Here is a 21735-nt window from a genome sequence, read left to right as displayed (position 1 = left end):
CTGCCGTCTTTTTGTTTTACTGTATTTATTGATTTAGAATAAACAGTTTTCTCGGTCTTCCTTTGGTGTATTGCCTTTCTTTTCCGGACATTTTGATAATATCACAGGACAGCAATTTTTGAACCGTCCGTTCGGCACTGCGCTTGCTGATCCGGTAAAAAGCAGAGATGTCGTGAGATGAAAAGGGCTCATTATTCCGTTCCACGATAAATTGAATGAAAAGATAGGCCAGTTCATTGTTCAGACGAGCCTGATGTACCAGTGCATGAAGTAATTTATTTGTATCAATGTTTTTATGCCGGCCGATCGGACCGATTGTTTCCTGATACGTATTAACGAGATAACTGATGCTGGATGGTTCACTTTGACAGGCTTCCAAGGCCGTATAAGCATTTTTTTGGGAAGCGAGCGGGTTCACACCTAAACCGAATGCCATACCAACCGGGCATCCTGCAAGTTCTTCCAGTTCATAAAGAAGCGGGAAGTTACGATAGCTTTCCTTCAGCACTTGAATCAGTTTCCCTGTTCCAATGATAAAATAACGATTATCTTTATCCTGTACAAGCATCGCATCATATGTTTGACAAAAATCGTCCAGACGGTTTCGGATGTTTGTATGTATTTGCAGATAGACAGATGCAGGTATTGTTTCTTTGAAAAAGAAGATTCCTGTGATAACAGAATAAGATACCGTATTTTGGGTTTCCCATGTCTGTACAACTTTTTCCAGTGTTCGAAAAATATGTTTATCCAGAATTTGTATACGCTGCACAGGCAATTTCTCATGTAAAAGTGTGCGATAAACATCATTTCTAGAGGTGAGGATAACATCTGTTTTTTGCTGGAAGAATAATTCCTTATGAAAAGCAGTTACTTCCTGACCGCTTAATAGATTATTCTTGTTGTAGCTGGTTGTGATTAACGTGTATTCTGTCGCTTCTATATCGTGCTTGAAATCAGAAGCTTGTATATCTTCCGGATAGTCTATTGACAGGCACTTTTTCTCAGAAAATTTCCCTGCATGTAAAACAGAGGATAAAATGCTATATGCATCATAATCGATATAAAGGATTGTTTGTTTGTACTTTTGGTGCGCATACGTATAATCCGTGAAAAGAAGTATGTCACACATCATAGCTCCCGCTGTCTGGTTCAGCATATCGTCTGCATCAGAAGAGATAAAAGGGAGAACGTCAATAGATGGAAGCTGTTTTGCTATTTCTTGTACCCTCTGCACAATTGTTTTTTCTCCAAAAACGCCTAGTTTGATATCCATTGATTTCCCCCTTACGCCAATATGTATTTTTTTGAAAAGGAAACATGGCTGCTTAATTTTTCAAATATTGATAGATACGGGCTCCCGCTGCCAGATGAAATTGCTGTCCTTGTCCGTTGTTTGTCCATCTGTCTGTAAGCACGACAGCCTTGAACAATCGATCCGCTGTTTGAAAGATAGCAGCATCATGTTCTGCTTCATTCAGCTCTCCCGTTTTATGACATGTTTGGATGTTTGGGTCATAAGAAGAGAAGGCCGTTAATTTACTGTTTAATTGCTGATTTCCCAAAATCGTTAAAATCTGCTCCCGGGAGTGCTGTGACAGAATATGATTGGGCTCTGTAAATAAATGAAGCAGATGCATGACATCTAAGCAGCTTGTCTTATTTTCGAGACCGAGCTTTTTAGCCTCTTCATCCATCAATTTCCGCTCTAACACCGTGTGTTTACAGCCTATTTGTTGAATAAATACATGCAAGTTCTCCCATCCGATGTAATCAATCAGTGCATTTGTTGCGGTATTATCTGAAACAATAATCATTAATTCAAGCAGCTGCTGATACGTATAAGTCTGTTTCTCGGATAAACAGGAGATAATCCCTGCTCCTCCTGCCGCATCAGAAGGGGATATATATACTTGTTTGGATAAATCAAGATGTCCCCTTTCTGTTTTGCAATAAGCGGCAGCAAGAATAAACAGTTTTATAATACTGGCTGCACGCAGCTCTTCTTTGTGATTAAAAGCAATTTCTTCTTCACCGGATTGCATCAGATAGCTAACTTTCACTGGAGGTAACGGCTTGATGGAGTCAATAGCGTTTTTTAATAGGTTAAGTGATAACATTTTATCACCTCGTTGTAATAATAGATAATTATAATATTAGGGATATTCAAAAAATAGTCAAGCAATACAATTGAACCTCTCATGACTGAAGTCACGAGATTCTTGGGAATAGAGTTTACTTGCAAGCATATTTCTTTACTCACAGCGGTTTCTCTTATTTACCAAGCTATCTCCGCAGTTCCTGCGGTTCTTGTTATTTTTACACGAAGAATTTTATTCGTAATCCCTCCGCTAAAATATTTTTGCTGGCGTTTACATATCTGTCATGGGGTGTATGACAATGAGGACATGTCCAATGTCGTATATCCAACGATTTTTTGCCATCTTGATGTCCGCACTCCGAACAAAGTTGACTGGACGGGAACCATCTGCTTATCTTCATGATTTCTCGTCCGTACCAATCCGCCTTATATTCTAATTTCGCAACAAAACTGGACCAAGATACGTCAGTTATGCTTTTTGCCAGTTTACGATTTCGCAACATCCCTTTTGTGTTTAAATCCTCCATACAGATTATCCTGTCGATACTTCACGCACCAAACCAAATGGTATTGAATCGAATAGACATATCCGCGTCCGTAATATACTTCAGACATACAAAAACACCTCTGCATACATTTTAATATATGCCATTGTTATAATGTACTTTTAAAGGAGACATATACGATAATTTATTTAAACATATGTTGGTTGTTTAACATAGCTGAAACGATATCACAAACGAAGCTGATTCATCTACACGACTAAAGTCGAGCGTATTCTCAGCTTCTCAATAAAAAACCTGAATCGGCAGGATGAACGACTTTTTAAGAAGCGGAGCACATATATTATAAATAAGAATCGGTAAAATTTTTTCATATTTGAAAATGTAATCGCTTCCTGTTTTAAGAATAATTTGACGGATATGTTACTTATATTGTAAAATTATTTCAAGCACGTAACTTTATTGTAATAAGGGGGATTTTAGATGAAGAAGAAGTGGTTAAGCCCGCTCGCACTTATTTTTGCAGTATTGTTATTATTGGCAGCTTGTGGCGGCGGCGATGACGGCAACGGAGATGATGGCGGAGCTGAAGCTGGAGATGCCAGTACAGATCCGGAAATGATTCAAATTGCTACCGGCGGCACAAGTGGAACGTATTATCCGCTTGGAGGGGAAATGGCTTCCATTATTTCTGACAATACAGATGTATCCGCAGATGCTATCTCTTCCAATGCTTCTGCAGAAAATGTACTGTCTTTAGAAAATGGGGATGTAGAAATTGCTTTTGTACAAACAGATGTAGTAGCGCATGGCGTTGAAGGGATTAATGCTTTTGATGAACCTGTAGAGAATGTACAGGCAATGGGGTCTTTATACCCGGAGACGATTCAAATCGTAACAACAGATGGCGCTGGAATTGAATCGGTAGAAGATCTGGAAGGAAAGACTGTCTCTGTCGGTGCGCCTGGTTCAGGAACATATATTAACGCAGAGCAGATTTTGGAAGTTCATGATATGACCATCGATGATATTGATGCGCAGAACCTGGATTTCGGTGAATCTACCGGCGGCATTCAAGATGGCAATATCGATGCTGCATTTATCACAGCTGGAACGCCGACTGGTGCAGTGGAAGGCTTGGCTGCTTCTGTAGATGTTTCTATTGTTCCGATTGCTCAGGATAAAATTGATGAACTTACGGATGCATACCCTTATTATGCAGCGGATACGATTGAAGAAGGCACGTATAGTTTGAGTGAAGATGTGGAAACGGTTGCGGTATTGGCAGCCTTAGCAGTGAATAGTTCCTTATCGGAAGACCTTGTCTATGAAATGACAAAATCTATCTATGATAACGCTGAGGGAATGGCGCACGATAAAGCATCCTTTATCACACTGGATTCAGCGTTAGAAGGAATTGATATCGAGGTGCATCCAGGTGCACAGAGATACTTTGATGAAGAGGGTATTGAATAATTAAAAAAAGCCGGCACCACCCGGAAAACACAGGGATAGGCTGCCGGCTATTTTTAAAGCGCAGCTTGTAAAATTAGGTGATGTTCCTATGCGGAGAAAGTGGGTGCAATTCCTCCTTTTATTCCTTTTGATTGGAGGAGGGATTGGATTTGGCGTGAATTATCCGATTCAGACAGCGTTAGTTTTTAACGACGGGGAATCAGGAGAATTGACGGCTTTTTTACCTTTAAAAGAAAATGATTATTTCTCGATTACATTCACTCACTCGATTCATTTAACAGATGTTGTGGAGAAATATAGCGTAACAGAGGATTTGATGATTGAGCAATACGAGATTATTTATGAAGAGTTTGGCATTGGTATGCCGAATAATGCAGGCGACGGGGAAGAATTTGTTTATGAGGATGGAAAATACCATATAAAAAATATGGAAAACCGATTTGAGTCGTTGAATATTCGTAACGGGGAAGTTGTTTCCAATCATCGTCTGGCATGGACAGACCAAGACCATAAAGATACCAGAGCGTGTTGTGAAGTTCCATTTAATGATTACTTTGAACCCGGAGATTGGTATAAAGTAAAGATGGATGAGATAACATTGCTGGATTATTGGAAAGGAGAGAGGATCAGTGAGTGAAAAAGAGAAAGATCAACTTACAGAACAAGAACAACAGGAATTGTTGGAGAAATATGATGCAGAATCCAAAACCAGAAATTTAAAGGGCAAACTGGCTCATATTGTCTTTTTAGGTTTAATTGCCTTTTCCATTTTTCAATTGTATACCGGGATTTTTGGTCAATTGACTGCTTATATTCAACGAACCATTCACTTAGGTTTTGCACTTTCCCTTATTTTCTTACTATTTCCGGCTGTCCGTGGGATGAGAAAGGATAAAATTCCCTGGTACGATTATATTCTCATGCTGTTATCCATTCTTGTTTGCGGTTACTGGCCGGTATATTATGATACATTAGTGCAGCAGTTTGGCGGAATTTCTGGCATGCAAATGGTTGTCGGAGGTCTCGGGATTCTGCTTGTATTAGAGGCAGCGAGACGTGCAGTAGGACTGCCGATTACCATCATTGCACTATTCTTTCTTTGTTATGCCCTTCTTGGACCAAATATACCGGGAATGTTTGCACATGCAGGTCTATCGTTGGAACAGCTTATTCAATCGATGTTTTTTACAACGGAAGGTATTCTGGGTACACCTTTGCAGGTATCGTCTACATATATATTCTTATTCCTTTTATTCGGTGCATTTTTAGTACAGACAGGGGTAGGGAATTATTTTAATGATTTAGCGATATCGATAGCCGGAAAAAGGGTGGGAGGACCTGCGAAAGTAGCAATTTTTTCTAGTGCGTTAAATGGAACCATTTCAGGAAGTTCCGTTGCGAATACTGTTACAACAGGTTCTTATACCATTCCTATGATGAAAAAGCTGGGATATCGAAAGAATTTTGCGGGGGCCGTAGAAGCGGCTTCTTCTACAGGCGGCCAGATTATGCCGCCGATTATGGGGGCTGCCGCCTTTTTGATGATTGAATTTGCAGGGGAAAGCTATTGGAATATCGCCAAAGCAGCTGCTATTCCGGCGGCATTATACTTTGCTGGTATTTGGATTATGACCCATCTCGAAGCAAAACGGACAGGGTTAATCGGGTTACCGGATGAGGAGATTCCGAGTAAAAAATCCGTTTTGAAAAAGCTTCATCTATTGCTGCCGATTGTAGCCATTGTTTATTTCTTATTTATCGGCGTGAGTGTAGAGAGGGCTGCTATTTATGGGATTGTAACGACGATTCTTGTCAGCCTCTTCCGAAAAGATACGAGAATTACGCCGGCTAAATTTATTGTTGCCTTAGAGCAAGGGGCCAGAACAGCATTAGGTGTTGCTGCTGCGACAGCATGTGCCGGTATTATTGTCGGTGTAGTGACAAGAACAGGTTTAGGCCTGAAACTGGGGAACAGCTTAGTATCGATTGCAGGTACCATTGCTACTTCACCGGAAATCCAGTTGATGCTGACATTGGTATTTACGATGATTACCTCGATTATTATCGGCATGGGTTCGCCGACAACAGCAAACTATATTATTACATCAACAATTGCTTTACCAGCCATTGTTGCATTGAATGATAATCTGGATGTAGCGATTCCAATTTTAGCTGCGCATATGTTTGTATTCTATTTTGGCATTGTGGCAGACATTACGCCTCCGGTGGCATTAGCTGCCTTTGCGGCGACCGGGATTTCCGGGGGAGAACCAATACGTACAGGAGGCAATGCTGCAAGGTTAGCTATTGCCGCATTTATTATTCCATATATGTTTGTATTGAACCCGACCCTGCTGATGATAGACGCTACCGTATTTGAGATTATATTTTCCTTTTTTACAGCTATCCTTGGAATGATAGCGATTGGTGCTGGTATGATTGGATACTGGTATCGCAGAATCAGATGGTTTGAGCGTATTTTAGCTATTGCAACCGGCCTGATGCTGATTTATCCGGAGGGGTACTCCGATACCATTGGTTTTGTATTGTTTGCTATTCAGTTAGTGATTCAATTTATGTCAAGAGATAAAAATACACAACGCAGTAAAACGCAAGTAAGTTAACGGAAATAACAAAAGGGGAAGAAGTTCTTTAAGACAAGAGCTTCTTCTTTTTTACTTCAAAAAAAGCTAAGTACCCATATATAGATTTTTAATTGCAGAGAAATGTTCGTAAAACCTCCCCCTGCATGAAGGGTCGTTTTATAATATAATTGTAAGGAATGAAAAAAACAGGAGTGCAAATGAATGGCTAAGAAATATGATTTTACAGAAGGAAGTATTGGCAAAAGCCTTTTTTATTTTTCAGGACCAATTCTTTTGGCAAACCTGTTGCAAACATCGTATCAATTTGTAGACAGTCTTTGGGTTGGAAACCTGCTTGGTGCGAATGCTTTAGGTGCTGTTGCCATCTCAGGGAGTATTTTATTTGTTGTGCTCTCGTTTATTATTGGTTTAAATAATGCTGCGTTAACGATTTTATCTCAGCAAAAGGGGAAGCAGAATGAAGAAGGATTAAAGCGTTATTTGAATGCTTTTGTCGTTCTTATGACAAGTATTGCGCTTGTACTTGGCGTATCGGGAACGATTTTTGCTGAAGTGCTGCTGCATTTATTAGGAACACCGGAAGTGATGGTAGCTGATGCCGCTACGTACCTACGAATCAATTTTATTGGGATTCTTTTATTATTTGGCTACAATTTTATCAGTACGGTGCTGCGTTCCATCGGGGACAGCAAGACGCCGCTTTATTTTGTGACAACAGCTGTATTACTGAATACCGTCCTGGATCCGCTGTTTATTCACGTATTTGGCTGGGGAATCACAGGTGCGGGCTATGCTACAGTAATATCGCAAGGTTTTTCCTTTTTAATTGGACTCTTTTATATTTTGAAAAAAGATTTAGCGCCATTTACGATACCGAGCTTGCCAAAATGGAAAGAAATTAGATTAATACTGCATATTGGCATTCCTTCCAGCCTGCAGATGGCCGTTATTTCTGCCGGGGCAGCGGCAATTATCGGTGTAGTGGCTGGACACGGAGAAGCAGTTGTTTCTGGTTACAGTGCAGCACAGCGTTTGGACAGTTTATTAATGCTGCCTGCACATGCTTTAAGTATTGCTATTTCCAGTATGGCAGGTCAGAATATCGGTGCGCAAAATTGGACAAGAGTCAGAGATGTGGCAAAGTACGGGGTGATTTATAATTTTGTTATTATGTTACTTATCGGCATTATCGTAGCCATTTTTGCTGAATTTGGTGTAAAATTATTTATCCAAGATGAAGCTTCTGTCCAGTTTGGAACCTTATACCTTCAGATTGTTGCATTATGTTATCCGTTCTTAGGGATCAATTTTATCTTGAACGGTGTTGTTCGCGCAGCAGGAGCAATGTACCCGATTTTGATATTAAATATTATTTCGTTTTGGATTCTGCGTTATCCCCTGGCTGCTTTGTTCTCCCGTCTGTTCGGTGAAATCGGTATTGCAGTCGGTGTGGGAGCAAGCTTTATTCTCAGCAGTATTGCAGCTGTTCTATATTATCGATTTGGAAAATGGAGAGAGAAGAACCTGTTTGCAGAGGCTTAAACAAGGAGGCTAATAGATGATCTGGTTCATCGGCTGTTTATCCGGTTTTATTCTAGGAGGATTCTTCTATATTTTTCAGCAATGGACAGCAATTCCTGTCTATACCTTGCTGATGAATGTTGATTATTTCCCTGTACTGGGTAAAATGTATTTGCCGGGTTGGATAGAGTTTTCCTTTCATCTGGTTGTTTCCGTGATTATTGTTTGGGTAATCTATTATGTGTTAAAAAAGAAACATCTGGAGCATAAGCTGATACCTTATTTATTTTGTAATGTCGCAATAGGCCTGTTTATTTTTCCTACAACGATGTTATCGAACAGAACTCCGGAAATAGACAATACAGGAGCATGGCTTATTTGGATTGCAGGACATATCGTATATGGCTTTTCCATATGGGGGATGCTGAGGACAGTTGAATGGTTAAAGGAGAAAAAAGGATGAAACGAAGAAGATTGCGTCATATAAAAGAATTGCTGAAATATATAGGAGTTATCGGATTTGTTTTTGTATTTATTTTTCTTTTCCTGTCTTTGCTGGTGGATAATATGAGTGACAGAGCAAATCAGGAGTCTGGAGAGTCTTACCCATCTTTAAGCCAACAAATGTGGGAGTACCAGCCGCTTGTTGAAAAGTATGCCAAACAGCACGGGGTTGAAGAACAGACCAATACAATTCTTGCCATCATGATGCAGGAGTCAGGCGGAAATGGGGCAGATCCGATGCAATCTTCCGAGAGTTTATGCGGTGAAATAGGTTGTATTGATGATCCGGAAGAATCTATTGAGCAAGGGGTCTCTTTTTATGCCTGGATCTATCAGCAGGCAGAAGAGGATGCAGCATTAGCGGTGCAAGCTTATAATTTTGGTCCGGGTTTTATTGATTATATACAGGAAACGGATGAAAATTATTCGGAAGAAGCTGCGATTGCGTATTCGCAGCAAATGTATGAAGAGGCAGGAAAAGAAAGTTCTATTTATGCCTGCCGCAGAGAGGAAGCGGAGGAATTGGACGCTTGTTATGGGGATATTTACTATGTTTCTTCTGTAATGTCCTATAAGGAAGCGATAGAAATAGAACAAGAAAATTGATATGATGACAGTATGAAAAATAATTCTCGTATTGAATTATTTTCTACATACAAAAGGTTGTCATATCTGTTTGCGTGAAAAAGGGGAATATTATCCAAGCTATTTTCAGGGTAATTAACTGATGATTATGACAATGATATGTATTCTAAAAATAAGGTGGAGGATTGATTTATATGAAAGCTATTCAAACAAGTAATGCACCAGCAGCAATTGGACCCTACTCTCAAGCAATTGAGGCGGGCGATTTTCTTTATATTTCCGGGCAAATTCCCATTAATCCGGAAACAAGTGATGTAGTGGAAGGAATTGAAGCACAAACCAAACAAGTATTAGCGAATTTACAAGCTATTTTGGATGAAGCAGGTTTGAGCTTTGCAAATGCAGTGAAATTCACGATTTTCTTAAATTCCATGGAAGATTTCGCTACCGTTAACGATATTTATGGCGCTGCATTGACAGAACCTTATCCGGCACGTGCTTGTGTGGAAGTAAGCCGTCTTCCTAAAGACGTTCTTGTAGAAATGGATCTTGTTGCATATCGTAAAGCATGATTGCCAGAAGTGCTATGGTTATTGCCTTTCCAAGAAAGGTTATACAAAAAGAAGAGCTTGCCGTTATTCATAAACGGCAAGCTCTTCTTTTATCTGCAAACGTATTTTATCAAGACATTCTTCGGCTGTCTTGCCAAATACACGTTTATTATTTACTAAGGCATATGGCCGAACGGCGCATAAACCACAATAAGACAAGCATTCATTCGTCAGAACCGATACTTCGGGGAACTCTTCCTCCAAAATCGATTCAATATCTATGGTAGTAATAACATTCCCGTCACATATTTCTACGACAACGATACCCATTGCTATCACTTTCTTTCTAAAAAATTGCTTCGTTAGTCAGTTTTAGCATAATTACAGATACAAATCAATTTTTTTACCTGGAGACCGACGAATGGGAATGGGTGCGTTTCGTATTTGGTTCATGTTCATAGCGTAACCAGGCAACAAGCATGATAAAGCCGCAAAGTATGAGCAGCAGACTTGTTGTTAAAAAGACAGATGAGAATCCCCAGGTTGCTGCAATCGTACCGCCGAGCATAGGCCCGATGATGTTGCCGAAAAAGCGTAAACTGGTGTCATAGCCAAGTACTTCTCCTTGTGTCGAAAGTGGCGCTTCTTGACGTATATAAGCGACACGGATAGGGATAACCCCTCCAAGGAACAGACCGAGCATGAACCGTAAAGTGACTAACTGCCAAATATCCGTGATAAACATTCCTGGCAGGTAGACCAGACCGGATGCGAATAACATAATAATCAATATTTTGGTATAACCATATTTATCTCCAATTCTTCCCCAGCGTCTGGTCATTAAGAGGTTTCCCACCCCTGTTGCGGAGAAGGCAATACCTGCAAAGAATGCGAGATTGACCGGTCCATGAATTTTTTCCACAAATAAAGATAAAATCGGCTGGACACTAAAGTGCGCAATCTGAACAAGAGCTGACATCAGCAGCACAATTACTAAGATTGGTTTATGCATGATGTGTTGCAATAATTCTTTGCTGGAGAATTTTTTGGTATCCGCTTCTTCTGATGAAAATTTAACTTTCATCTCTTTTACGCCAAATGTGACGAGCAATCCGGAGATGAAAATGGTTCCGGCAACCCATTTAAAAGTACTGGCGTATCCGAATATATCGGCTAATACACCGCCTAATAACGGTCCCATCAATTGGCCGGTAATGGTACCGGTCTGCAAAGTGCCTAGCACTCTTCCGGCCACTTCTTTTGGCGTTTGAGTTGAAATAAACGCTTGGGACATCGGGATAAACCCGGTTACAACTCCCATTAACAGGCGCAAAATAAATAATTGCCATACAGCGGTAGCAAAGCCCATTAAAAATACGGAAATCCCAATACCGAACGCTGACATAATCAGCAGTCGTTTTCGGCCGAAGCGGTCTCCGACTCTTCCCCAAACAGGCGCAAATATAAATGCAGTGATAAAGGTAACAGCAAAAGTTAATCCAGACCACGTCTGCACATAAGAGTCAGAGAAATTTCCCATCGACTGAATATACAAAGAAATAAAAGGTACTACCATTGTCATACTGCCGCTAATGAAAAAATTAGCAAACCACATAATCGCTAAGTTCCGTTTTACTCCTGCATGTGTATCAATAACGTTCAAACCTTCTTTCTTTTTACTTTCAAAAACTGCAGTTTCCCATAAACCTGTGTAAGATGATTCGGGTTCTTCAATACATGTGAAAAAGGCATAAGTTCTTAAAACCCATACCTTCACTATGACAATCTGCAGCCGTCCGTTTAAATACTTTCTTGAATGAAACGATAATCTTCTCAGTTATTTCCTGATCATCCAACAGAGGGTTCGGAAATACACAGAAAATCCGTTTCATTTAATTCGCTACTCCAAATATACATGAATACGAATTAAAAGAAAAGCTATCTGCTCAAAAAAATAATTCTTTAATAATCACTGGTTTACCAAGGACATGTATCATGCTTGTTTTTCGTTAAAGCGTCCTTCTATTTGTGAATAGGGTATGGTGTATAGCTTCCGCTCCGGCCAACCACTACGCTTTCCGACGTACAACTCTTTTCGATGGGACGAGTAAGCGCAGCAACGGTTTTAATAGACCGAGTAATCGCAGGTCTCAATGTTGTCAGGTTAATATGACCGCTACGGAAAAACACTACGCTTTCCGTGGGCTTGTCCTCAGCCTCCTCGGAAAAAAGAAGTTCGCTTTTTTCCTGCGGGGTCTTCACACTGCGCATTCCCACAGGAGTCTCCGTGTTTTTCCTTCGCTAGTTAGCTTTCATGTTATCTGCTAGTAGCAACTATGATTTTTTGAAATTTTATTAACCTGACAACATTGGTAAGCGCAGTCCCAACCCCAGGAGTCACGGTTTTAGCCTGCAAACCACTTAGGAGTCTGCGTGGTTGGCCTGCGCTCTAATAGGATGCTACAGCGTTTGGAAGAAATAACATCCAGATGAAGTGAGATGAATAATCGCTTTTTAGCATGAATACACAATCATTCTGGTGTTTCCAATGGTTGATTTAGCAGTTCAAATCATGACAGTATAAATCGTTCATATCAAGAATAGCTTTCATGCATAGAAAAGAATGTTAGCTGAACATCTTTACCATACACCATGAAAAATGTGTTCTGTCTAATCTAACTTTTTTGTTCATCTTTTTCATGCATAGAAAATCTCTCTAGCGGAGGCGGACCGTTTTGACTCCTGAGGGATCAGCACCATCTGAAGATGCCCTTTTGCCAAGCGATCTTCTTGGCAAAAGTTAGCTGAAGAGCGTGCCCCTAGGAAAGCAAAACGGTCCGCCGCAGCGGTCATCTTACCCTCTACCCTCACCTCCTTATCTTCAAATGTATAAAAAACGATTTCCCCCTGTTCTATAGTAAGGAAGTTACTTTAAAAGTCCGTAAGTTGAGTTATCAATACATCTAGAATGAAGTATCAAAATTAATTGTTTAAAAACATGTCATCCTTTTTTCAAAGCGTTATAATAGATAGCGATAGTTGCTCATACCAAATATCAAAAGTAAGAGAAGCACTCTTACGGAAAAAAAGACTTGTGGTAATAAGTCAAGAGAAAATCCATAAAAAATGAAAGTGATTATGGAGTTTCAAAGGAAAAAAAGACGCACTGAACTAAACCCGCACCGTCATAGGAACGATTGTTCGGGTTGGTTGAAAGGATTCAAAAGCAGTTATTTGCTTTTGAGTTACACGCTCCTTTTTGGCGTGTAGAGTTGGTGGTTGCGTAGTAGCACATCCACCAGACGCACTAATTTTCTTGCAGTCATGACAAGGGCTCTTTTGTGTTGAAATTTCGGAACTTCTTTATACTTCTTTAAGTAAAACTCACGATAGGCGGGTTCATTTCGTTGGACCGAGTTGGCAGCTTCAACTAAGTAATAACGAAGATACTGATTTCCCGACATGACGCGTGGTGTTCGTTCCGATTCATGGTCGCCTGATTGCGATTTTTTCCAGAATAGACCGGCGTATTTGGCTATCTGCGCTTGTGTTTCAAATCGATCAATTTGACCGATTTCAGCGATAATACCTGCCGCGTAAACCGAACCAATACCCGGTACACTTTTCAAGCATTGTCCTTCTGGAATAATGTCAAATAGGGATTCAATTCCTTTGTCTAACTCTTTGACCTGTTTTTTCAGTGTTTGAATCAGTTTGGCATAGGTGGCCAATACAATGTCAATGGAGTCCTGTACGACCTTGCCTAAACGATAGGAATCACGAATCGCCTTTTGGATGGATTTCGCTACTTTTTCCGGCTGACGAAAGCGGCCTTTTCCTTTCTCTTGGAGGAACGCAGCCAGTTCTTCCAGTTCCATATGAGCGATATCATCCAAGGAAAAGGATTCGGCAAACAACTCCATCATGGTCGAACCAAAAACAGAAGTATCGACTTCATTGGTCAATGTATTGCACTTGTAATAGAGATTTTCAAGGAAATGCTGCTTACACTCGGTCAGTTGTTGAATAACTTGATAACGAGAACGTGTTAAACGCTGAAGGGCAACATATTTTTCTTCCTTGATAATCGTTTTATTATAGCGTCCAAACCGAAGAAAGTCGGCAATCCGAAACGCATCGATTTTATCGGTTTTATCTTCTTCAAATAAGCCTTTAAACCGATGGATCGCCTTTGGATTTTGAACAACCACTTCCACCCCAATTCGTTTTAAATCGGCATCGTTATCTAAGAGATGCGCAGGGTGAAAGCTATACACAGATGTGGATTCCATGCCGACAATGATTTTTTCGTAATGGGATTGTCCATTAAAAGTTAAGATGTTTTCTTTAATCTGGTTCGCACCATGGATATCGTTTGGAAAAGTCGTTTCTTTTAAACGTGTGTCTTCGCTGTCCAGAAAACACACATCAAGTTTTTTAGAGCTTACATCAATACCTACAAATAAATTCACGGAAAGGACCTCCTTTCATTTAATTTTGGAATAAGCTTGGATACTGCGGGATATCCCTAGAAACAATGGTCTGGCAACAGCCTCGCGTATGAGTATTCAAAAGGTGCGTCTCTAAAAGCTGCCCCAATGTCCACTAACATTGGTATAGAAATACACCGATACAGCTTGTGTGTTTGCAGTACAACCATTGTCTGGGTCACAGTCTTTAATCGTAGTCGAACTACAGGAGGAAACAGCATATTCCCAGTTGGATCCATTCCAATTTCTATTATCCAGGGATATCCCCCAGTATCCAAGCCAAAGGTATTGAGTAATTTATTACCACATTTTCTTGGTGAACAAGAAGTAATAATTACCTTGAAAGTAATGCATTTATTTAGTTATCAAAGAGCAATTTTTTGTTCTTAAATATATAATACGAGGAGTAAACAATATGAATAAAACGTTCGTATCCGTGTGGAAGTACGTTGCGCTAAGCTGCCTGTTATTTTTCAGTATTATATTGCCTGTTTCTGCAGCTTCCAATACAACGATTATCTATGGGGAAAAGCTTAGCGAAGACCAGCGGGAAGAAGTCAGGAAAACGCTGGATATAGCAGAGGATGACACATATGAAGAACATGATGTTACTGGACAGGATTATGCTGATTTTATAGATGGAAATCCAAATGCAAATATGTATTCATCTGCAGGAATTACATTAGAATCAAGTGGAACCGGATTGGATGTAAATATTTTAACACCGGATAATATAACCGAAGTATCCAGAGAAATGTACATGAACGCTTTACTAACAGCAGGAGCGGAAAATGCTACGGTAGACGTTGTATCACCTGTTCAGGTATCTGGCCATTCTGCATTAACAGGGATTTATAAAGCCTATGATGTAGAAGGAGAAGATTTAGAACCGGAACGGATGGAGTTAGCAAATGATGAACTAGAAGTAGCAACAGATTTAGCTGATAATGAAGATGTCAGTGATGAAGATGTAAGTACCCTGTTAACAGAAATCAAAAAAATGATTGCCGAACAAAATCCGGCTACAAGAGAAGAAGTAGAGCAAATTGTTAATGAGCAGCTTAATAATCTGGAGATTCAATTGAATGACGCTGATCGGGAAATGCTGATTGACCTGGTGAATAAAATGCGAGATTTAGACATTGACTTTGGAGCGATGAGAGATCAGTTAGAGGATATTACAAATGATCTTGTCGAAAGAGCAGAAGATTTAGGTTTAGACAGAGGATTTTGGGAGCGAGTGGCGAACTTTTTTAGTGATATCTTCCGTTCTATTGCAAACTTTTTTGGTGGATAATTGTATACTGACAGGCATTGACGAAGAGTTCTCTAATCATAGAGAGCTCTTTTTAAATATTACAGAGGCAAGCAGTTGAAGTGGGAATGTCATAATGCATCCGTTTTCCCGCGTTTCTATAACAAACGTGTTACAAATGTAATAGTAAACAAGTGAAGTGTAATGATTGTCATTGACACTTAACTCCTTTGTAACTGTATTCTTTCATCTCGTATGATAGGATAGTCATTGTGAAAAAACATAAGGAGGTTATCAGATGAGAAAACTCGTAGCAGCGCTATCTGCTGGATTAATTTTAACAGGTGCAGCTGCAACAACAGTTTCCGCTGACGCAAATGAACACAAGGTAGAATCAGGAGAGAGCTTATGGAAGATTGCGGCTCAATATGATACAAGCGTGCAAAACTTACTTGATATAAATAACCTTAAATCAGAGGTGATTCACCCGAAAGATGTTATTAAGGTAAGTGAATCCGATGGTGAAGATGGGGAAGAAACAGTATACACAGTAGAAAAAGGGGACACCCTTTCAGCTATTGCAAAAGAATTTGATGTATCTGTTGATAATATTAAAGAATGGAACAACCTTTCATCTGATGTTATCGTAGTTGGTAATGAATTATCTATTAACGGAGCATCAGCTGAAGAGCCAGCGACAGAAGAAGAATCTTCAGAGGAACCAGCTGAAGAGCCAGCAACAGAAGAAGAATCTTCAGAGGAACCAGCTGAAGAACCAGCAACAGAAGAAGAATCTTCAGAGGAACCAGCTGAAGAACCAGCGACAGAAGAAGAATCTTCAGAGGAACCGGCTGAAGAGCCAGCAACAGAAGAAGAATCTTCAGAAGAACCAGCTGAAGAAGCAACAGTAGAACAAACTTCAAATGAAGATACTTCTGATTCAGAATCAGAAGAACAATCTTCCAATAATGGCTCTCCAGAAGGCGAAACACTTTCTGTAGAAGCAACTGCATATACAGCAGACTGTAATGGATGTTCTGGAGTGACTGCAACTGGGAAAGACTTAAATGCAGATCCTAATGCTAACGTAATTGCAGTAGATCCAAACGTTATTCCACTTGGAAGTGAAGTTTATGTAGAAGGCTATGGTCATGCAACTGCTGCTGATACTGGCGGTGCGATCAACGGAAACAAAATCGATCTTCACGTACCTTCTCAAGGAGAAGCTGAAGAATTTGGCAGACAACAAGTTGACGTAACAATCGTTGAATAAATGAAATAATAAAAATAGCTTAAGAGTCTCGTATACTCTTAAGCTATTTTTTTATATCTGCAAGTTTTATAGCAAAGTGATTGAAATACATAAGTGTTTAGCTGTCGTAAACCATCATCTATTTTCGATCTCTTTAGCAAAAAGTCCAAGGAGAATGTTCTGTTTTTTATTACCTTCTTAATTGTGGATTTCAGTGGTAGTGGAAGCCGGGCTTTGTTCAATTTCTTCATTATTATCGTTATGAGCATTTGAATAGCCTAAAGCCCCTACTGCTGCAATGACAAAAATGAACAAAGTAAGTAGAATCTTTCGCATGGTTCTGTACAACCCTCCATCGTATCTTAAATAATATGCAACTATCTAAGTATAGGATAATGTAAGCATCTTGGCTAGCAGGAAAAACAATTATTTTCATATATGTTCGTTAATTCTGTGAATAATAGGGGAGCGATATTTGTATGTTATAATTGAAAGGGGTTACAAAATGAAGTGATTTAAGGGAGGATGATACGAATGACCAGCCAAAATTTGGATCAATTTTTGGAATCGAATATCTCTGATTTAAAAGAAAAGGGTCTGTATAACGAAATTGATACCTTAGAAGGGGCAAATGGCCCGGAAATTATAATAGAAGGAAAAAAACTGCTTAACCTGTCTTCCAATAATTATTTGGGTCTTGCAACGCATCAAGATTTAAAAGATGTGGCAAAGCAAGCAATTGATTCGTATGGTGTTGGAGCCGGGGCAGTCCGTACCATTAATGGAACCCTTGATTTGCATATAGAATTGGAAAAGAAAATTGCTGCTTTTAAAGGAACCGAAGCAGCGATTGCTTACCAATCCGGGTTTAATTGTAATATGGCAGCGATTTCAGCTGTGATGGACAAAAATGATGCGATTCTTTCGGATGCTTTAAATCATGCTTCTATTATTGACGGCTGCCGTTTATCCAAAGCAAAAATAATTCGGTATGAACATTCAGATATGGCTGATTTACGAGCGAAAGTCGAAGAAGCGACAGGGTCAGGAGCATATAATAAAGTAATGGTTATTACGGATGGAGTTTTCTCCATGGATGGTGATATCGCAAAGCTTCCGGAGATTGTGGATATTGCTGAAGAATTTGATTTAATTACTTATGTCGATGATGCGCACGGTTCCGGCGTTACTGGAGATGGAGCAGGAACCGTAAAACACTTTGGTCTGCAGAAGAAAGTAGATTTTCAAATGGGGACATTGTCCAAAGCCATTGGTGTAATTGGCGGCTATGTAGCGGGAAAACAATCTTTGATTGATTGGCTGAAAGTCCGTTCCCGTCCATTTTTATTTTCTACAGCTGTTTCCCCTGCAGATGCGGCAGCAAGCACCAAAGCAATTGACATGTTAATGAAAAGCACCGAACTGAATAAAAAGCTGTGGGAGAACGGTGATTACTTGAAGAAAGGGTTAAAAGCGCTTGGCTTTGCTATTGGAAACAGTGAAACACCGATTACGCCTTGTATTATCGGTGATGAAAAACAAGCACAAACATTTAGTAAGCGCTTGCGTGAAGAAGGGGTTTATGCGAAGGCTATTGTATTTCCAACAGTTCCCCAAGGAACCGGCCGCGTCCGCAATATGCCGACAGCAGCACATACAAAGGAAATGTTGGATCGCGCTATCCGCATTTATGAAAAAATCGGTAAAGAAATGAAACTCATTTAAAAGAAAAGGTATGTTCATTATTTTTTGAACGACCTCTAAGGGGAGTTTTCTGAGATGAAAAAAATTTTAATAACCGGTGCTTTAGGGCAAATCGGCTCAGAATTAACGGAGAAGCTTCGTAGCACGCATGGGGAAGATAATATCATTGCTTCGGATATTCGCAGGCCGGAAAATCCGTCCGGAATATTTGAAGAAGTTGACGTGACAAGGGAAAAAGAAATTTATGAGATCGCTAAAAAATACAATGTTGACACGATTATTCATTTGGCCGCACTCTTATCAGCAAAGGCAGAGGCTTTCCCAAAGGTAGCGTGGGAAATTAATATGGGCGGACTTGTCAACGCTCTGGAAGCTGCGAAGGAATTAAATTTAAAATTTTTCACCCCAAGTTCTATTGGTGCATTTGGTCCGAGTACGCCGAAAAATAATACGCCGCAGGATACATTACAGCGTCCGACAACGATGTACGGAGTAAATAAAGTAGCTGGGGAACTTCTTTGTGATTACTATTACTCCAGGTTTAGAGTAGATACAAGAGGTGTCCGTTTCCCCGGTTTAATTTCTTATGTAACAGCTCCAGGCGGCGGCACTACTGATTATGCGGTGGAAGTATATTACGAAGCTGTTCGGAATAGGGTGTATACCTCTTACATTGCAAAAGGAACACATATGGATATAATGTATATGCCGGATGCATTGGATGCGATTATTCAGTTGATGGAGGCAGACCCCGCCAAGTTAAAGCATCGTAATGCCTTTAATATTACAGCGATGTCTGCTGCGCCAGAGCATTTTACAGCGGCAATCCGAAAGCATCTTCCTGATTTTAAAATGGATTATCAAGTAGATCCTGTCCGACAAGGGATTGCAGAGAGCTGGCCAGACCGGATCAACACGGATGCAGCCAGAGAAGAATGGGGATTTGAACCGGTATATGATATGGATGGTATGACTTCAGATATGCTGGAAAAAGTACGTGAGAAACTGAAGAAGAATAGCGCATGAAAAAATGGTGCGGTAAATCGCTATGATTCACCGCACCATTTTTAAGAAACAAAGGCTGTTATTACGCTGTTGTGTACATCTCATTTACTTGCTTTTGCAGCTTGTTATCCTGTACATATTCATCATAAGACATTTCTTTATCCACAATGCCATTCGGAGTTATTTCCATAATCCGGTTTGCAATACTGTTGATAAATTCATGGTCATGCGAAGTAAAGATAATCGAACCTTTGAATTGAACAAGCCCGTTATTCAGTGACTGGATAGATTCAAGGTCAAGGTGGTTTGTCGGCTCATCGAAAATAAGTACATTTGCTTTGGAGAGCATCATTTTAGAAAGCATACAGCGTACTTTTTCTCCCCCGGAAAGCACATTTGCTTTTTTCTTCGCTTGCTCTCCGGAAAACAGCATTCTGCCTAAGAAACCGCGCAAGAATGTTTCTGTTTCATCTTCAGGAGAGTATTGACGCAGCCAATCTACCAAGTTTAAATCCACGCCATCAAAGAACTCGGAATTATCTTTTGGAAAATAGGATTGGGAAGTAGTAATTCCCCATTTATAAGAACCTTCATCCGGCTCTAATTCTCCAGCAATAATTTGCAATAAGGTTGTATTGGCGATATCATTCTTGCCGACGAGTGCTACTTTATCGTTTGGTCTGAGAGTGAAGTTCACGTTATCTAACACTTTTACGCCATTAACGGTTTTTGATAAGTTTGATACCTGCAGCAGATCATTTCCAATCTCACGTTCCGGATTAAAGGCGATATACGGATATTTTCTGGAAGACGGTTTAATATCATCCAGTGTAATATTCTCCAGTGTTTTTTTACGAGAAGTTGCCTGCTTGGATTTAGATGCATTTGCACTGAAGCGGGCAATAAATTCTTTCAGCTCTTTGATTTTTTCTTCTTTTTTCTTATTCGATTCTTGTGCCATGCGGGAAGCAAGTTGGCTTGATTCATACCAGAAATCATAGTTCCCGACATAAAGCTGAATTTTTCCGTAATCAACATCTGCAATTTGCGTACACACTTTATTTAAAAAGTGACGGTCGTGTGATACAACGATAACGGTATTTTCAAATTGTATCAGGAACTCTTCCAGCCATTGAATAGCTTGGATATCTAATCCGTTGGTCGGCTCATCAAGAAGAAGAATATCCGGATTGCCGAATAAAGCTTGTGCCAGTAATACTTTTACTTTTTGTTCTTCTGGAATTTCTGCCATTTTTAAATCATGGATAGATTCATCGACGCCGAGGCCTTTCAGCAGGACAGCAGCATCAGATTCTGCTTCCCAACCGTTCATTTCTGCAAATTCCCCTTCGAGCTCAGCAGCACGGATGCCGTCTTCTTCACTAAAGTCAGATTTCATATAAATTGCGTCTTTTTCTTGCTTGACCTGATATAAACGGTCATGACCCATTAATACGGTTTCCAGAACAGGGTGTGACTCATAGGCGAAGTGATCCTGTTTTAGGACTGCCAGCCGTTGACCTGGAGTAATGGATACATTACCGGATTGCGGTTCAATTTCACCGGAAAGAATCTTCAGGAAAGTTGATTTTCCTGCTCCGTTTGCACCAATCACACCATAACAATTTCCCGGCGTGAATTTTAAATTAACATCTTCAAAAAGTTTCTTATCACCATATCGTAAACTAACATTGGTTACAGTTAACATTGTATATATTGCCTCCAATAAAATGAAACTTCATTCAGCGGCTATTTTGTTTTCCTGCCACCGAATGTTGGTTGAATAAATCAAGGTATGAGCATTCATTCGTTACCGCTTGTGCAACGTTTTTTCTCTCTGTTGTGAAGCGGTAAATTTATAGACTTTTACACCATGAAAAAATCATTATCAGAATTAGTTTACGTTATTTGAAGACATAATGCAAGGTAAGAGGGTTAAATCATTGAATTCTATCTTAGTATAAGCAAGAACGATATAGACCTGAAGACGTAGCTGGAAATATGACGCTGGGTTATTATCTGTAAAGGAGATAACAGGTAATATAAAGATAAGCTGAAAAAACGGAATCAACGGAATAAGATATGCATTGTCATGATTATCCTGTGCCAAATCTGATGGAAAAGAATAATCGAGAGTATAAGAATAATCCAGCAGATATGGATACCAAATCAATTCATTTTC

General features: G+C 39.9%; 19 protein-coding genes and 1 pseudogene. 11 read left to right on the top strand and 9 right to left on the bottom strand.

Annotation, left to right across the window (positions count from 1 at the left end):
* Positions 1-25: 25 nt before the first annotated feature.
* The 4 genes and pseudogenes from ACFQ19_RS01130 to ACFQ19_RS01115 form a co-directional block, all read right to left on the bottom strand.
* The gene (locus tag ACFQ19_RS01130) at positions 26-1276 is read right to left on the bottom strand and encodes a hypothetical protein (RefSeq protein ID WP_379590060.1); all 1251 of its coding nucleotides are present in this window, start codon (positions 1274-1276) and stop codon (positions 26-28) included.
* Between the two features lie 52 nt (positions 1277-1328).
* Positions 1329-2120: a serine hydrolase gene (locus tag ACFQ19_RS01125; protein WP_379590059.1), complete on the bottom strand. Its 792-nt coding sequence runs from the start codon at positions 2118-2120 to the stop codon at positions 1329-1331.
* A 199-nt stretch (positions 2121-2319) separates the two neighbouring features.
* Positions 2320-2604: an RNA-guided endonuclease TnpB family protein gene (locus ACFQ19_RS01120; protein ID WP_379590304.1), complete on the bottom strand. Its 285-nt coding sequence runs from the start codon at positions 2602-2604 to the stop codon at positions 2320-2322.
* Positions 2605-2623: 19 nt separating this feature from the next.
* Positions 2624-2716 (bottom strand): annotated as a pseudogene (locus tag ACFQ19_RS01115) (IS200/IS605 family transposase); the annotation flags it as partial.
* A gap of 371 nt (positions 2717-3087) precedes the next feature.
* On the opposite strand from ACFQ19_RS01115, the gene ACFQ19_RS01110 reads away from it, so the two are divergent.
* From ACFQ19_RS01110 to ACFQ19_RS01080, 7 genes are all read left to right on the top strand, one after another.
* Entirely contained in the window at positions 3088-4080 is a 993-nt protein-coding gene (locus tag ACFQ19_RS01110; RefSeq protein WP_379590057.1) for a TAXI family TRAP transporter solute-binding subunit, read from the top strand.
* A gap of 88 nt (positions 4081-4168) precedes the next feature.
* Complete coding sequence (locus ACFQ19_RS01105; RefSeq protein ID WP_379590056.1) at positions 4169-4717, top strand: DUF1850 domain-containing protein; 549 nt, start codon at positions 4169-4171, stop codon at positions 4715-4717.
* A complete protein-coding gene (locus ACFQ19_RS01100; RefSeq protein WP_379590055.1) occupies positions 4710-6704 on the top strand; it encodes a TRAP transporter permease in 1995 nt (664 codons plus the stop codon). Before ACFQ19_RS01105 ends, ACFQ19_RS01100 begins: the two co-directional genes overlap by 8 nt.
* Before the next feature lie 183 nt (positions 6705-6887).
* Positions 6888-8228, top strand: a complete 1341-nt coding sequence (locus ACFQ19_RS01095) for an MATE family efflux transporter (protein WP_379590053.1) — start codon at positions 6888-6890, stop codon at positions 8226-8228.
* A 16-nt stretch (positions 8229-8244) separates the two neighbouring features.
* Positions 8245-8670, top strand: coding sequence for a hypothetical protein (locus ACFQ19_RS01090; RefSeq protein ID WP_379590052.1), 426 nt, complete (start codon positions 8245-8247; stop codon positions 8668-8670).
* Complete coding sequence (locus tag ACFQ19_RS01085) at positions 8667-9317, top strand: lysozyme family protein (RefSeq protein ID WP_379590051.1); 651 nt, start codon at positions 8667-8669, stop codon at positions 9315-9317. The genes ACFQ19_RS01090 and ACFQ19_RS01085 overlap by 4 nt, the downstream gene beginning before the upstream one ends.
* A gap of 173 nt (positions 9318-9490) precedes the next feature.
* Positions 9491-9868, top strand: coding sequence for a RidA family protein (locus ACFQ19_RS01080; RefSeq protein ID WP_379590050.1), 378 nt, complete (start codon positions 9491-9493; stop codon positions 9866-9868).
* Positions 9869-9931: 63 nt separating this feature from the next.
* On the opposite strand, the gene ACFQ19_RS01075 is transcribed toward ACFQ19_RS01080, so the two are convergent.
* The 3 genes from ACFQ19_RS01075 to ACFQ19_RS01065 form a co-directional block, all read right to left on the bottom strand.
* Positions 9932-10177, bottom strand: coding sequence for a DUF1450 domain-containing protein (locus ACFQ19_RS01075; RefSeq protein WP_379590048.1), 246 nt, complete (start codon positions 10175-10177; stop codon positions 9932-9934).
* 73 nt (positions 10178-10250) lie between these two features.
* Entirely contained in the window at positions 10251-11684 is a 1434-nt protein-coding gene (locus ACFQ19_RS01070) for an MFS transporter (protein WP_379590302.1), read from the bottom strand.
* Between the two features lie 1408 nt (positions 11685-13092).
* Positions 13093-14319: an IS110 family transposase gene (locus ACFQ19_RS01065; protein WP_379590047.1), complete on the bottom strand. Its 1227-nt coding sequence runs from the start codon at positions 14317-14319 to the stop codon at positions 13093-13095.
* Positions 14320-14752: 433 nt separating this feature from the next.
* Between ACFQ19_RS01065 and ACFQ19_RS01060 the strand changes: the two genes are divergently transcribed.
* A complete protein-coding gene (locus ACFQ19_RS01060; RefSeq protein ID WP_379590045.1) occupies positions 14753-15634 on the top strand; it encodes a DUF1002 domain-containing protein in 882 nt (293 codons plus the stop codon).
* 256 nt (positions 15635-15890) lie between these two features.
* A complete protein-coding gene (locus ACFQ19_RS01055) occupies positions 15891-16865 on the top strand; it encodes a 3D domain-containing protein (protein WP_379590044.1) in 975 nt (324 codons plus the stop codon).
* A 177-nt stretch (positions 16866-17042) separates the two neighbouring features.
* Here ACFQ19_RS01055 and ACFQ19_RS01050 read toward each other — a convergent pair whose 3' ends face one another.
* Positions 17043-17180 carry a hypothetical protein gene (locus ACFQ19_RS01050; protein ID WP_379590043.1) on the bottom strand — a complete coding sequence of 46 codons (138 nt, stop codon included), beginning with the start codon at positions 17178-17180 and terminating at the stop codon, positions 17043-17045.
* Between the two features lie 198 nt (positions 17181-17378).
* Between ACFQ19_RS01050 and ACFQ19_RS01045 the strand changes: the two genes are divergently transcribed.
* Both ACFQ19_RS01045 and ACFQ19_RS01040 read left to right on the top strand, forming a co-directional pair.
* On the top strand, positions 17379-18569 hold the full coding sequence (locus ACFQ19_RS01045) for a glycine C-acetyltransferase (RefSeq protein WP_379590042.1): 1191 nt from the start codon (positions 17379-17381) through the stop codon (positions 18567-18569).
* Between the two features lie 54 nt (positions 18570-18623).
* A complete protein-coding gene (locus ACFQ19_RS01040) occupies positions 18624-19574 on the top strand; it encodes an NAD-dependent epimerase/dehydratase family protein (protein WP_379590040.1) in 951 nt (316 codons plus the stop codon).
* 61 nt (positions 19575-19635) lie between these two features.
* Here the strand turns inward: ACFQ19_RS01040 and ACFQ19_RS01035 are convergent, their stop codons facing one another.
* Positions 19636-21261 (bottom strand): ABC-F family ATP-binding cassette domain-containing protein, encoded by a 1626-nt coding sequence (locus tag ACFQ19_RS01035; RefSeq protein ID WP_379590039.1) that lies wholly within the window; start codon positions 21259-21261, stop codon positions 19636-19638.
* Positions 21262-21735 lie beyond the last annotated feature (474 nt).

This window comes from Oceanobacillus locisalsi (assembly GCF_042675985.1).
In the GTDB taxonomy this organism is placed as follows: domain Bacteria; phylum Bacillota; class Bacilli; order Bacillales; family Amphibacillaceae; genus Oceanobacillus; species Oceanobacillus locisalsi.
This window is presented reverse-complemented; position numbering and strand designations above follow the sequence as displayed.